The 14,602-nt window shown below is 36.0% G+C and carries 14 protein-coding genes; 8 read left to right on the top strand and 6 right to left on the bottom strand.

Going from position 1 to position 14,602, the window contains the following annotated elements:
- Positions 1-131: 131 nt before the first annotated feature.
- The 3 genes from EGX70_RS07260 to gltX all read left to right on the top strand — a co-directional run bounded on the left by EGX70_RS07260 (position 132) and on the right by gltX (position 3,765).
- Positions 132-629 carry a carbonic anhydrase gene (locus tag EGX70_RS07260; protein ID WP_000214742.1) on the top strand — a complete coding sequence of 166 codons (498 nt, stop codon included), beginning with the start codon at positions 132-134 and terminating at the stop codon, positions 627-629.
- 153 nt (positions 630-782) lie between these two features.
- Entirely contained in the window at positions 783-2,102 is a 1,320-nt protein-coding gene (locus EGX70_RS07255; RefSeq protein WP_000759708.1) for an FAD-containing oxidoreductase, read from the top strand.
- A 208-nt stretch (positions 2,103-2,310) separates the two neighbouring features.
- A complete protein-coding gene (gene gltX / locus EGX70_RS07250; RefSeq protein ID WP_001284500.1) occupies positions 2,311-3,765 on the top strand; it encodes a glutamate--tRNA ligase in 1,455 nt (484 codons plus the stop codon).
- A 39-nt stretch (positions 3,766-3,804) separates the two neighbouring features.
- Here gltX and EGX70_RS07245 read toward each other — a convergent pair whose 3' ends face one another.
- From EGX70_RS07245 to EGX70_RS07220, 6 genes are read right to left on the bottom strand one after another with little or no spacing between them, the layout of a single operon-like run.
- Positions 3,805-4,773, bottom strand: a complete 969-nt coding sequence (locus EGX70_RS07245) for a substrate-binding domain-containing protein (protein WP_000668256.1) — start codon at positions 4,771-4,773, stop codon at positions 3,805-3,807.
- 52 nt (positions 4,774-4,825) lie between these two features.
- Entirely contained in the window at positions 4,826-5,767 is a 942-nt protein-coding gene (gene rbsC / locus EGX70_RS07240; protein WP_000794185.1) for a ribose ABC transporter permease, read from the bottom strand.
- A gap of 1 nt (position 5,768) precedes the next feature.
- Complete coding sequence (locus EGX70_RS07235) at positions 5,769-7,247, bottom strand: sugar ABC transporter ATP-binding protein (RefSeq protein WP_000687230.1); 1,479 nt, start codon at positions 7,245-7,247, stop codon at positions 5,769-5,771.
- Between the two features lie 15 nt (positions 7,248-7,262).
- Entirely contained in the window at positions 7,263-7,661 is a 399-nt protein-coding gene (rbsD, locus tag EGX70_RS07230) for a D-ribose pyranase (RefSeq protein ID WP_000750743.1), read from the bottom strand.
- A complete protein-coding gene (gene rbsK, locus EGX70_RS07225; RefSeq protein WP_000065863.1) occupies positions 7,636-8,547 on the bottom strand; it encodes a ribokinase in 912 nt (303 codons plus the stop codon). The genes rbsD and rbsK overlap by 26 nt, the downstream gene beginning before the upstream one ends.
- The gene (locus EGX70_RS07220) at positions 8,540-9,526 is read right to left on the bottom strand and encodes a LacI family DNA-binding transcriptional regulator (protein ID WP_000104359.1); all 987 of its coding nucleotides are present in this window, start codon (positions 9,524-9,526) and stop codon (positions 8,540-8,542) included. The genes rbsK and EGX70_RS07220 overlap by 8 nt, the downstream gene beginning before the upstream one ends.
- A gap of 181 nt (positions 9,527-9,707) precedes the next feature.
- On the opposite strand from EGX70_RS07220, the gene EGX70_RS07210 reads away from it, so the two are divergent.
- The 5 genes from EGX70_RS07210 to EGX70_RS07190 all read left to right on the top strand — a co-directional run bounded on the left by EGX70_RS07210 (position 9,708) and on the right by EGX70_RS07190 (position 14,591).
- Positions 9,708-10,796, top strand: coding sequence for an ABC transporter permease (locus EGX70_RS07210; RefSeq protein WP_000017575.1), 1,089 nt, complete (start codon positions 9,708-9,710; stop codon positions 10,794-10,796).
- Positions 10,796-11,482, top strand: a complete 687-nt coding sequence (locus tag EGX70_RS07205) for an ABC transporter ATP-binding protein (protein ID WP_001274148.1) — start codon at positions 10,796-10,798, stop codon at positions 11,480-11,482. Before EGX70_RS07210 ends, EGX70_RS07205 begins: the two co-directional genes overlap by 1 nt.
- A gap of 30 nt (positions 11,483-11,512) precedes the next feature.
- Positions 11,513-12,184 (top strand): response regulator transcription factor, encoded by a 672-nt coding sequence (locus EGX70_RS07200; protein WP_000590686.1) that lies wholly within the window; start codon positions 11,513-11,515, stop codon positions 12,182-12,184.
- Positions 12,168-13,247 carry a cell wall metabolism sensor histidine kinase WalK gene (locus tag EGX70_RS07195; protein ID WP_001874772.1) on the top strand — a complete coding sequence of 360 codons (1,080 nt, stop codon included), beginning with the start codon at positions 12,168-12,170 and terminating at the stop codon, positions 13,245-13,247. Before EGX70_RS07200 ends, EGX70_RS07195 begins: the two co-directional genes overlap by 17 nt.
- Before the next feature lie 153 nt (positions 13,248-13,400).
- Positions 13,401-14,591: an argininosuccinate synthase gene (locus EGX70_RS07190; protein WP_000514047.1), complete on the top strand. Its 1,191-nt coding sequence runs from the start codon at positions 13,401-13,403 to the stop codon at positions 14,589-14,591.
- Positions 14,592-14,602 lie beyond the last annotated feature (11 nt).

Here is a 14,602-nt window from a genome sequence, read left to right as displayed (position 1 = left end):
TAGATTCGGTTCAGCCGAATCTTTTTTGGTGGCGAGAAACATTTCGTGAAAAATAATGGGCAAAATGATAATATAAAAGGGTTGGTATTTAGTAAATATCGAATGATGTTACACTAACAAAGGAGATCTCTATGACCACTTATTTTGATAACTTTTTAAAAACCAATCAAGCCTATGCTGACTTACATGGAACAGCTCATCTACCTATCAAGCCAAAGACAAAGGTTGCTATTGTAACCTGTATGGATTCTCGTTTACACGTTGCTCAAGCTCTAGGGCTAGCTTTAGGAGATGCTCATATTTTACGTAATGCTGGTGGACGAGTTACAGACGATGTTCTACGTTCTTTAGTTATTTCGCAACAACAATTAGGAACACGAGAAATCGTTGTTCTACACCATACAGATTGTGGAGCACAGACGTTTACTAACGAAGCTTTTGCTGCTCAATTACAGAGAGATTTGGGTGTTGATATGCATGGACATGATTTTCTTCCTTTTAATGATATTGAAGAAAGCGTTCGTGAAGATGTGGCAAAATTACATGCTTCTCCATTAATCCCAGATGATGTTGTTATTTCTGGTGCTATTTATGATGTAGATACTGGTCGTATGGTGGAAGTTAAATAGAAAAAATCCTGTCCTTAGCGATGGGTTTTTTAATTTTAGAAAACTAGATTTAAAGGCAACAGTTAGGCTTATCATGCCTTATGCTGGAATTCAGACAGAGGAAACATCTTTTGCTATACTGAAACTATACTATAAAAGCGGAGGAAATTTAAAATGAAAAAATATGATGTCATTGTTCTTGGTTTTGGTAAAGCAGGTAAAACATTAGCAGCAAAATTAGCAACACAAGGTAAAAGCGTTGCAATGGTCGAAGAAGACGATAAAATGTACGGGGGAACATGTATCAACATTGGATGTATTCCGACAAAAACGCTTTTAGTATCAGCTAGCAAAAATCATGATTTTCAAGAAGCTATGACTACTAGAAATGAAGTTACAAGTCGTTTACGTGCTAAAAACTTTGCTATGTTGGATAATAAAGACACTGTGGATGTTTATAATGCTAAAGCCCGCTTTATATCAAATAAAGTGGTCGAATTAACAGGAGGAGCTGACAAACAAGAACTTACAGCTGATGTTATTATTATCAATACTGGTGCTAAGTCAGTACAATTACCAATCCCAGGATTAGCTGATTCTCAACATGTTTATGATTCAACGGCAATCCAAGAATTGGCTCATCTTCCTAAACGGTTAGGTATCATTGGAGGCGGTAATATTGGGCTTGAATTTGCGACTTTATATTCCGAATTAGGGAGCAAAGTGACAGTTATTGATAGTCAATCCCGTATCTTTGCGCGTGAGGAAGAGGAATTATCAGAGATGGCTCAAGATTATTTAGAAGAGATGGGGATATCTTTTAAATTATCAGCCGATATCAAATCTGTGCAAAATGAAGATGAAGACGTTGTTATTAGCTTTGAGGATGAAAAATTAAGCTTTGATGCAGTATTATATGCAACAGGACGTAAGCCAAATACAGAAGGTTTAGCACTTGAAAATACAGATATTAAATTGACAGAACGTGGAGCTATTGCTGTTGATGAATATTGCCAAACTTCTGTTGAGAATATTTTTGCAGTTGGTGATGTTAATGGCGGCCCTCAATTCACATATATTTCTTTAGATGACTCACGTATTGTCTTAAATTATTTGAATGGTGATAAGGATTATTCTCTAAAAAATCGAGGAGCAGTACCGACTTCAACCTTTACAAATCCTCCTTTAGCAACGGTAGGTCTAGATGAAAAGACCGCTAAGGAAAAAGGATATCAAGTTAAATCTAATAGCCTTCTTGTTTCTGCCATGCCACGTGCACATGTTAATAATGACCTTAGAGGTATTTTTAAAGTTGTGGTAGATACTGAGACAAATCTTATTTTGGGAGCTCGCTTATTTGGTGCAGAATCCCATGAATTAATTAATATCATCACAATGGCAATGGATAATAAAATCCCATATACTTATTTCCAAAAACAAATTTTCACTCACCCAACAATGGTAGAGAATTTTAATGATTTGTTTAACTTTTAAGAATATTTTTAAAAAGTAAGGCAATTTTGCTTTACTTTTTTTATCGAAAATTAGTGTGGCTATTATTACTGATTATCATTTTTAGTGATTTAGTGGTATAATAGGGTTGATTGGCAATCATCTGTAAGAGTTTGAATGATGTTTTGCCCCCTTGACTAATTCAGTTAAACTGAAAAAGTTTACTATCAGAAAATATAGGAGTAGAATTTTGGCTAATAAGATTCGTGTGCGTTATGCACCAAGTCCAACAGGATTGTTACACATCGGAAATGCGCGTACTGCGCTCTTTAACTACCTTTATGCTCGCCATCATGGTGGGGATTTTGTTATTCGTATTGAAGATACTGACCGAAAACGCCACGTCGAAGATGGTGAACGCTCTCAATTGGAGAACTTACGTTGGCTAGGTATGGACTGGGATGAAAGTCCTGAAACACATGAAAATTATCGTCAATCAGAACGCCTTGAGCTCTACCAACGTTATATTGATCAGTTGTTAGCAGAAGGTAAAGCCTACAAGTCCTATGTGACTGAGGAAGAATTAGCAGCAGAGCGTGAACGCCAAGAATTGGCAGGCGAAACACCTCGCTATATCAACGAATTTATCGGAATGTCAGAAACTGAAAAAGAAGCTTACATTGCAGAGCGTGAAGCAGCAGGCATCATTCCGACAGTACGCCTTGCTGTTAATGAATCTGGGATTTATAAATGGACTGATATGGTAAAAGGTGACATTGAGTTTGAAGGCTCTAATATCGGCGGAGACTGGGTTATTCAGAAGAAAGATGGTTATCCAACTTACAATTTCGCAGTAGTCATTGATGATCATGACATGCAAATTTCGCATGTTATCCGTGGCGATGACCATATTGCAAATACGCCAAAACAATTAATGGTTTATGAAGCACTCGGTTGGGAAGCGCCACAATTTGGTCACATGACATTGATTATAAACTCAGAGACTGGTAAGAAATTATCAAAACGCGACACCAATACTCTTCAATTTATCGAAGACTATCGTAAAAAAGGTTATATGTCGGAAGCTGTCTTTAATTTCATTGCCCTTCTTGGCTGGAATCCTGGTGGAGAAGAAGAAATCTTCTCACGCGAGCAATTAATTAATCTATTTGATGAAAATCGTCTTAGCAAATCACCAGCAGCATTCGATCAGAAGAAAATGGATTGGATGAGTAATGATTACCTAAAAAATGCTGATTTTGAGAGTGTTTTTGCACTTTGCAAACCATTCTTAGAAGAAGCTGGTCGACTTACAGACAAAGCTGAAAAATTAGTTGAGCTTTATCAACCTCAATTAAAATCAGCTGATGAGATTGTACCATTAACAGACCTTTTCTTTGCAGATTTTCCAGAACTAACAGAAGCCGAAAAAGAAGTAATGGCAGCTGAAACAGTCCCAACAGTCTTATCTGCTTTTAAGGAAAAGTTAGTATCGCTTTCTGACGAAGAATTCACTAGAGATACTATTTTCCCTCAAATTAAGGCTGTTCAAAAAGAAACAGGTATTAAAGGTAAGAACCTATTTATGCCTATTCGTATTGCGGTTTCTGGTGAAATGCATGGACCAGAGTTACCAGATACTATTTATTTATTAGGTAAAGAAAAATCAGTTCAACATATCGATAATATGTTAGCAAAATTATAATATAAAAAGTCGTGAATTTTCACGACTTTTTGTGTACTTTTACCAATTGTATTTTTCAACATTGTCTTTGGTAACAAGGTAAATTGGAGAAATTGTTTCTTTCTCTACTTTTTTGCCTTTATAATAATCAATTGCTGCTTGAATTGCTATTTCTCCCATCTTAGCTGGTTGTTGTGCAATAGTGGCTGAAATATCTCCTTTTTTAATGGCATCATGGGCATCTGGCTGACCATCAATTCCTACGATAAGAACATTTTGCAAGCCAGCAGATTTGACAGCCTGTGCAGCCCCAAGTGCCATTTCATCATTTTGTGCGAAAATAATTTGGACATCTTTATGTCCTTGAATCATATTTTGTGTAGTATTCAAAGCTTTGGCGCGGTCAAAATTGGCAGATTGGCTTGAAAGGATGTCAAGTTTAGATTTTGCAACTGAATGAAATCCTTTACCACGGTCTACAGTAGCAGAGGCACCTGGTACTCCAGATAATTCAAAGGCTTTTGCTTTTTTGCCTAGTTTTTTAACGGCATAATCCGCAGCCATCTTACCAGCAGCAACGTTATCTGAAGCGACAGTAGTTAATACTTTGCCTCCCTCACTACCACGGTCCATTAGAATAACAGGAATATTAGCGTTGTTTGCAGACTTAATAGCTGTTACAATAGCTTTTGAGTCAACGGGATTAATCAAAATAGCATCTACGTTTTGACTAATAAAGTTTTGGACATCATCTGCTTGACGTGCGGCGTCATCTTGAGCATCAGCTACCTTAATGCTTATTTTTTTATTGCTAGCATATTTGTCAATACCGTCTTTCATCGCAACAAAGTAGGGATTGTTAGTTGTTGAAATAGATACACCTAGTTTCAAATCTTTAGCAGATTTTTTGGTTACATTTTTTGTAGAATTCCCAGAAGAATTTCCAAGTCCAGTTTTACCACATGCACCTAGAATGAGGACAATAGACATCAATAAGGCTAGAAAGCCAAGTTTTTTTCCAAATTTCATTTGAAACTCCTTTAGATAAAATATAATGAACTTATAGAAATTAGAGTAAAGACTATTTTGCTACTTTAAAGCGATCAAGTAAAACAGCCATTAAAATAACGATACCTTTCACAACTTGTTGCCAAAATGCAGAGACACCAATGATGTTTAATCCATTGTTCAGGACACCAATAATAAGAGCACCAATCAATGTTCCAATGATACGTCCTTTCCCACCAGATAAAGACGTTCCACCTAAGACAACGGCGGCAATAGCATCCATCTCATAACTTGCTCCAGCTGTTGGTTGTGCTGAGCTAAGGCGTGATGTGATAATTAACCCAGAAATGGAAGCCATGATACCTGAGATAGTGTAGATGATAATTTTAACTTTGTTTAACTTAATACCCGAGATATACGCTGCTTTTTCATTACCTCCTAAAGCGTAAACAGATTTCCCGAAGGCTGTTTTATGTAACAAAATATACAAAATAATAAAAGTAAGAAACATGAGAATGACTGGGAATGGGATACCAACAATATAGCCTTGTCCCAAAAATTGGAATAGAAAACTATCGGATAAGCCAGCGGTAATTGGGTTGCCGTTTGAATAAACTAGCGTTGCTCCTCTAAAGATAGTCATTGTTGCCAGTGTAACGATAAATGGTGCTAATTTTCCGTAAGAAATGAAGAGTCCGTTTAGCATTCCCAAGATGCCACCTAAGGCAACAGATAAAACGATAGCAATACCAACGGGTACTCCGTGGCCGATTAATCCAGCTGTTAATGCACTAGATAGGGCTAATATGGACCCGACTGATAAATCAATACCGCCAGTCAAAATAACGAAGGTCATCCCGAAAGCGATAAAACCATTTGCAGTTACTTGTAATAATAAATTGAGTAGATTATTGGTTGTGAGGAAATTAGGATTAATGAGTGTGATAATAACCATTAAACCAGCTAACGCAATCAGGGTTGTTAACTCTGATATATATTTCATCATATTTTTCACTTTACTTACCTCCTGTGGCTAGTTGCATAACTTTTTCTTGGTCAGCTTCTTTTCGACTGAGTTCTCCACTGATTCGACCTTCGTGCATTACCATGATGCGGTCACTAACACCTAGAATTTCAGGTAAGTCTGATGATACCATGACAATTGGAACACCTCTGTCTGCTAGTTCATTCATTAATTGGTAAATCTCTCGTTTAGCACCGACATCAACACCACGCGTTGGCTCATCAAGAATTAAGACTTTAGGAGCAATACCAATCCATTTAGCGAGAACGACCTTTTGTTGGTTACCTCCAGAAAGATTTCCAACCTCTAAATCTGGTCTCCCTGATTTAATGTAGAGACGATTAATCAATTGTTGCACAAATGTTGTGCTTGTTTTTTCATCAAAGAAACCATGTTTGCTAAAATCTTTAGTGCTAGGGAGAGTCATATTGTCCTTGATATTGAAGTCTAGGATGAGACCTTCATCTTTTCTATTTTCGGTCAAAAAACCAATGCCCTGCTTGATAGCTTGGCTTGGGGTAGTAATAGTGATTTCTTGGTCATCAATTTTCACCTTACCAGACTTCTTTTTATCAATTCCAAAGATAGTTCGCATAACTTCAGTACGCCCAGCTCCCATTAATCCAGAAAATCCAAGAATCTCGCCTTTACGGACATAAAAGGAAACGTCCTCGAAATTATCTCCACAGAGGTTACTAACTTCAAAAGCAACAGGCCCAATTTCAGAATGTTTTTCAGGATAGTAATCTTCCAATTTTCGGCCAACCATTTTTTTAACCAATTCGTCAGAATTTGTGAGTGATGTTTCTTTTGTATCTACAATGACACCATCTCTCATGACGGTTACGAAGTCAGTGATTTTAAAAATTTCCTCCATTCGATGGGAGATATAGACAACGCCCACTCCTTCTTGTTTCAAACCTCGGATAACTCGGAAAAGATTTTCAGTTTCACGATCTGTTAAAGCAGCAGTCGGTTCATCCATTACCAAAATAGAGAGTTGGTTTAGGAGACTTTTGGCGATTTCAATCATTTGTTGTTGTCCAACAGACAAGTTACCAATCGGGATGTCTAGGGGAATAGTCACACCTAATCTTTTAAAAGTTTCAAGTGCTTTTTGTCTCATTAATTTTTGATTGAGTAAGCCAAAAGTTGTCTTGATTTCACGTCCAAGAAAGAGATTTTCCAAGACAGTCATTTCCGGCCAAGTATTCATCTCTTGGTGAATAAAACTAATACCAAATTCCTCTGCTTCTTGAGGGTTTGAAAAAGTTCGTTCCTCGCCATCAATATAAATAGTTCCTGTACTTGCTGGAAAAAGTCCTGTTAGAATGTTCATTAAGGTTGATTTACCCGCACCATTTTCACCCATAAGCGCGTGTATTTGACCAGATTGTAATTCCAAATCAATCTTTTCTAGAACTTTATTAGTACCGAAGGATTTGGAGATATTCCTCATGTCAATTTTCATGGACTAAACTCCTTTCTAGATGATAACACCAGATTGTAGAATAATATTTGAATACGGTGTATTTTCACCTGTACGAATAACTGCTTTGACATCTTGGGTCATTTGTTTTAAATGATTGTGACTGACGTACTCTATGCTAACAGAGTTATCAAGTTTAGCTAATAACCTTGATAATTGATCCGGATTTGCTTCCTTGATTTCTTCTGCTAAAATGACTTTTTCAACTAAGATATTCTCTAAATAGATATCAAGTACCTCTTGGAAACTAGGTATTCCAGAGGTCAAAGACAAATCAATCTTTGGAATGCCATTTGGAACAGGTAGACCCAGATCTCCAATACAAACTCGATCAGTATGCCCAAGGTCGTCTGCTAATTTAGCGAGATGACTATTTAATATACCAGTCTTTTTCATAATGTTGGTTGTCCTCCATTTCTTTAATTGTAGGCATGCCACCCTGTGCACCAAATTTTTGCACGGATAAGTGAGCAGCTAGAGTTGCAAAACGTAAGGCCTTAGCAATCTTAAATTTTTTCGAGATAGCATAACCGAATGCACCGTTAAAAGTATCACCTGCACCAGTTGTATCAACAGCTTTAGTTTCTAAAGCAGGAATTAAATGACTTTCTTTTCCATCAGAGTAGATGGCTCCTTTTGTGCCGAGTGTTACGATTAGTTTTTCAGGATATGTGGCTAATATATCCTCTAGTTTTTGGTTTGGGAACAGCTCTTGACATTCGTGTTCATTTGGTGTGAAATAATCGACCTTATCGAGCATCTCAATATCAGTCTCTCTAGATGGTGCAGGATTATAGAGTAATTTAATACTATGTTCTTTACAAAAATTAGCAATTTTCATATTTGCTTGATGAGGAATTTCATTTTGTAATACAACTAAATCAGCTTCTTTAATTATTGACCACTCCTGAGACCATTTTTTAGTATCAACTTTTCCGTTGGCTCCAGGACAGTAAATGATTCGATTATCATTATTATAAAGAGTGATTTGGGCAACACCTGAAGAAGATGGTATCGTTCCCACAAAATCCGTAGTAACATGATTTTTGTTTAAATTATCCAAAAGAATGGGACCAAAAGAATCCTCGCCAATGGCACCAAGAATAGTAATATTATCTCGCTCTTGGCTAAGACGCCCAATAGCGACAGCCTGATTAGCACCTTTACCTCCTGGAACCATTGAAAAACGTTGGCCAAATACGGTTTCTCCCTCTTTGGCGATACGATTGGTTTCCATAACTAAGTCCATGGAAATACTACCGATAATGACAATGTTACTCATCTATTTTCCTCCTTAGGGTTTCACGTTCGACATAATGAACGGGTAATTTAATACGCTTATTGGTAATAGGTAATTGATTAGTAATTTTGAAAATTAATTCAGCTGCTTTTTGTCCCATAATATATGATGATTGGTGAATAGTTGACAACGAAGGGTAGATAAATTGGCTCATTAAAATATCATCATAACCAATAATTTGTACATCTTCAGGGATTCGCTTCCCTCGATTAAGAATCTCGTGTAGGTAGGCAATAGCATGTATATCAGATGGAGCGATAATGCTATCAATGTCTGGATGGTGGTCAAGTAAAGTTTTCGCTTCAATTTGAATCTCTGCAAAATCAAAACTGGCACTATCTTCGATAGCAAAACAAGCCCCTTTGTTTAATAGGTAATTTTGGCTTCCTTGAAACCTTTGATTAAGGTTATCAGCTTTATCTAGCGGACCACGAATGAGTAATATATTGGTAGCACCTGCTGTCCAAATAGCTTGAGCTGCTAATTTTCCTCCCTCTTTATTATCAGAGAAAACGCCGTACTGTGTTTCTTGATTAACGCGGTCAACAACTACAACTGGAATATCTATTTCAGGATGATTTTTGGTGAAATCGTGTGTTGTAATAATCCCTGCAGCATTACTTTGTAATAGCACATTTAAGTACTCTTCTTCTAAATGGCTCTTGTTATTTGTGTTGCCAAGCATGACACGATAACCCTGTTCTTTTAGAAATTCTTCAACTCCTCTAGCAAGTCTTGGAAAGAAAGGGTTTGAAATATCGGGAAGTAGTAATCCAACAAGTTGATTTTTTTTGGTTTTCAGAGATTGTGCAAGGAAATTTGGAACATAATGGAGTTCGCGGATAGCTTGCTCGATTTTTTGACTTGCTTTTTGACTAACGTAACCATTTTGGGATATATACCTTGAGACAGTAGATGTTGATACGCCAGCTTTCTCGGCGACTTGTCTAATCGTACTCATAGAAACTCCTTTCTTATATTGTGGAAACGGTTTCGCAATTAGAATTGTAATCGCTTACTAAAAAATTGTCAAGCTATTTTTTAAATAATTTAATGATAAAATATCATTATTTTTAGAGGTCATATTCAAGTCATAAAGCTGTGATACTATGTTCACATCAAAAGATCAAAGGAGAAAAACCATGTCACATGCTTGGAAAGAATTAACCTTTTATAAGAAAAAATACCTCCTGATTGAATTGCTAATCATTGTTATGATGTTCATGGTAGTTTTTTTATCAGGTTTAGCAAACGGTTTAGGTAGAGCTGTTAGTGCTGCTATTGAAAATAACCCAGCTCAAACCTATATTTTGAATGAAGGTGCTGAACAAGTGATTACATCATCTGTATTGACAACTAAAGATCAGACAGATTTAAACAGTTTGAATTTAAAAGATAGTACCACTTTAAATATTCAACGTTCGAGTTTAACTCGACAAGGACACGAAAAGAAAATTGATATTTCTTATTTTGCTATTGATAAAGATTCTTTTATGGCACCTACACTTTCTGAGGGAAAACAACTGACAAGTTACAAAAAAGCTATTATTTTAAATGATAGTTTAAAAGCTGAAGGGATAAAGTTAGGTGATAAAGTGATTGATAAGTCATCATCTATATCACTAACAGTCGTTGGATTTGTCCATAATAGTATGTATGGTCACGGACCTGTGGCATTTATTGATAAAGACATTTATACCGAAATTAATAAAAAGATTAATCCTCAATACCAGTTCTTACCTCAGGCATTAGTTATGAAAAATGATAAAAGTATATCTCATTTACCAACTCAATTAGAAGCTGTTAGTAAAAAAGATGTCATTCAACATATTCCTGGTTATAGTGCCGAACAATCCACTTTGAATATGATTTTATGGGTCCTTGTCGTAGCTTCAGCTGGTATTTTAGGTGTCTTTTTCTACATCATCACACTTCAAAAACGTCATGAATTTAGCGTCATGAAAGCTATTGGGACAAAAATGTCAGAGATTGCCCTATTTCAATTGAGTCAAGTCATTATATTGGCACTGTTTGGTATCATTGTTGGAGATGGATTGGCGGTTGCTCTCTCTTATGTATTACCAGCTCAAATGCCATTTGTTATTAATTGGCAAAATATTATTCTAGTATCGTTTGTATTTTTAGTCATTGCAATGATTAGTAGTGCTTTGTCAATTGTAAAAGTTGCTAAAATCGACCCAGTCGAAGTTATTAATGGGGGAGGAGAATAATGTCAGCAATCTTAGAATTAAAACACATCTCAAAGCACTATCCAGATGGAGATGAGCTTTTATCAATATTAGATAATTTAGATTTATCAGTTTCTGCAGGTGAGTTTGTAGCTATACTGGGACCCTCAGGTTCAGGTAAAAGCACACTTTTATCCATTGCAGGGTTACTTCTTGGCGCAGATCAAGGTAGTTTGTATGTCAATCATGAGAACGTTACGGATTTGTCTCAAAGACAAAGAACACAATTGCGCCGTGAAGCACTAGGTTTTATATTTCAAAGTCATCAACTGCTTCCTTATTTAACAATCCAAGAACAGTTGCAACAAGAGGCTCGATTTGCAAAACACTATGATAAGAAAACAAGCTTGGAAGAAATTAATAAATTATTATCAGATTTAGGAATAGAGCAGTGTGCACATAAATACCCTAACCAATTATCGGGAGGACAAAAGCAACGCGCAGCAATTGCTAGAGCATTTATTAATCATCCTAAGGTTATCTTGGCAGATGAGCCAACAGCTAGCCTTGATGAAGAACGTGGGCGTCAAGTTACAGAACTTATTCGTCAGGAAGTTAAATCACATAATACTGCAGCTATTATGGTGACACACGATGAGCGCGTTCTAGATTTAGTAGATACCGTTTATCGTTTAAAGGACGGGAAATTAGTTAAAGAAAACTTCTAACTTGTGTTACAATAAGCTAGAGGTGATTTAATGATTAAAATATTAGTTGTAGAGGATAACATTGTTCAACAAAAAATCATTACCACAAAATTAACACAAGAGGGCTACCAATTTATCACTGCTTCAAATGGACAAGAAGCTCTAAATTGTCTAGATACAGAAGAAGTACAATTGATTATAACTGATATCATGATGCCCATGATGGATGGTTATCAATTAATTCAAGAACTCAGGTCAGCTGCTTATAATGTTCCAATCATTGTTATGACAGCAAAATCACAAATGGAAGATATGACAAAAGGGTTTGGCCTTGGTGCAGATGATTATATGGTTAAGCCTGTGCAGTTACAAGAATTAGCTTTACGTATTAAGGCACTCTTGAGGAGAGCTAATATTGTAGCTCAACATCAGCTAATTATTGGGAATACTTGTCTTAATGAAGATGAATTAAGCTTGAAATATTTTGAGCAAGAAATTATATTTCCTCAGAAAGAATTTAGGGTTCTTTTCCACTTACTTAGCTATCCTAATAGGATTTTCACACGTTTAGAACTATTGGATAGTATTTGGGGAATGGATACTGATTTAGATGAGCGGGTGGTAGATGCTTGCATCAATAAAATTAGACGAAAAGTAGAACACTTACCAGATTTTAAGATTGAGACGGTGAGAGGGGTAGGGTATCGTGCAAAAAATGACTAAGCTAAGGCGATTTCGGTTTCCGTTAAGATTTTATTTCACATTAATGTTTGTGTTAACGATGCTTTTCTCAGTCCTAGCTTCTCTTTTACTAGTTGCAGCAATAGTTTTTACTTTTTTTCAAGGAGTCTTAACTACTCATGTATTACAAGTTAGTGCTCTCGCTGTTGTTTTTTTAAGCCTTGTGATAGCTAGTATTAGTATGTGGTACGGTTCTTATCATTTAACAAAACCAATTTTAGATATTAGCCATATTGTGTCCAATGTTGCAGACGGTGACTTTGAAGGGCATATTTATCGAAACAGTAATCGTCGTAAATCCTATGAGTATTATAATGAATTGGATGAGCTATCTGAAAGTATTAATCAGATGATTGTTTCTTTATCTCATATGGATCATATGCGAAAAGACTTTATCACTAATGTTTCTCATGAGCTAAAGACTCCGATTGCTGCAGTAGCTAATATTGTAGAACTATTACAAGATCCAGAATTAGATGAAGAAACACAAAGTGAGTTATTAGGTCTTGTTAAAACAGAGAGCCTAAGGTTAACAAGATTATGTGATACGATGTTGCAAATGTCGCGCGTGGATAATCAGGAGACTATTGGGGAGCTATCCTCTGTTCGTGTAGATGAACAAATTCGTCAAGCAATGATTAGTTTAACAGAACGTTGGCAAGCTAAAAGGATAAATTTTCAACTGGATTCAAAACCATATACTGTTTACTCAAACTCTGACTTGCTGATGCAAGTTTGGATAAACCTTTTAGATAATGCAATAAAATATTCCGAGGATATTGTAGACTTAAGTGTACGAATGGAAGAAACTAATAATCATTATCTGAGAGTTATTATTTCTGATAAAGGTAGGGGAATTTCTCAATATGATGTTCAGCATATATTTGATAAATTTTACCAAGCGGATCAGTCGCATAATCAACAAGGAAATGGATTAGGACTAGCAATAGTTAAACGTATAATTGTTCTTTGTAAGGGACGTATTAGTGTCTCCAGTCAGTTGGAAATTGGAACAGAATTTTGTGTAGAACTACCTTTATCATAATTATTTAAAACAATAACTGCCAATTGGCAGTTATTGTTTTATTTGTTTAGAAATAAATATACTAAAAATAGACAAAAACTATAAAAATATTTGACAATAAATATAGCAAGTGTATAATATTACAAAACATAGGAATTTGGAAGGGGATTTTTTATGGGAAAAGAAAAATTAATTTTAGCTTATTCTGGTGGTTTAGATACCTCTGTTGCTATAGCTTGGTTAAAAAAAGATTATGACGTTATTGCTGTCTGTATGGATGTTGGCGAAGGTAAAGATCTTGATTTTATTCACGATAAGGCTTTAACAATAGGTGCCATAGAATCTTATATTTTAGATGTTAAAGATGAGTTCGCTGAGCATTTTGTTTTACCAGCTTTACAGGCACATGCGATGTATGAACAAAAATACCCGCTTGTTTCAGCGCTTAGTCGTCCAATTATTGCCCAAAAATTAGTTGAAATGGCACATCAAACAGGTGCGACCACAATTGCACATGGCTGTACAGGTAAAGGAAATGACCAAGTGCGTTTTGAAGTTGCAATTGCAGCACTAGATCCTGAATTAAAAGTAATTGCCCCTGTTCGTGAGTGGAAGTGGCATCGTGAAGAGGAAATTACTTTTGCAAAAGCTAACGGCGTACCTATTCCAGCAGATTTAGATAACCCTTATTCTATAGACCAAAATTTATGGGGACGTGCCAATGAATGTGGTGTGCTTGAGAATCCTTGGAATCAAGCGCCAGAAGAAGCTTTTGGTATTACAAAATCACCAGAAGAAGCTCCTGATTGTGCAGAATATATTGATATTACGTTCCAAAATGGGAAGCCTATAGCTATAAACAATCAAGAAATGACACTAGCAGATTTGATTTTATCGCTAAATGAAATTGCAGGAAAACATGGTATTGGACGCATTGATCATGTTGAAAATCGTTTAGTCGGTATCAAATCACGTGAAATTTATGAATGTCCTGCGGCAATGGTACTGTTAGCTGCTCATAAAGAAATTGAAGATTTAACACTAGTTCGTGAAGTGTCTCATTTTAAACCTATCCTTGAAAATGAACTATCAAATCTTATTTATAATGCTTTATGGTTTAGTCCAGCTACAAAAGCTATCATTGCCTATGTCAAAGAAACACAAAAAGTGGTTAATGGTACTACAAAAGTTAAGTTATATAAAGGTTCTGCCCAAGTCGTTGCTCGCCACTCATCTAATTCATTATATGATGAGAATTTAGCAACCTATACAGCTGCTGATAGCTTTGATCAAGATGCAGCAGTTGGTTTTATCAAACTCTGGGGACTTCCAACCCAAGTTAATGCCCAAGTAAACAAAGGATAAATAAAGGAAGA

This window comes from Streptococcus sp. FDAARGOS_522 (assembly GCF_003812445.1).
In the GTDB taxonomy this organism is placed as follows: Bacteria; Bacillota; Bacilli; order Lactobacillales; family Streptococcaceae; genus Streptococcus; species Streptococcus agalactiae.
The sequence above is the reverse complement of the archived record's forward strand: the minus strand, read 5'-3'. Positions and strand labels throughout refer to the sequence as shown.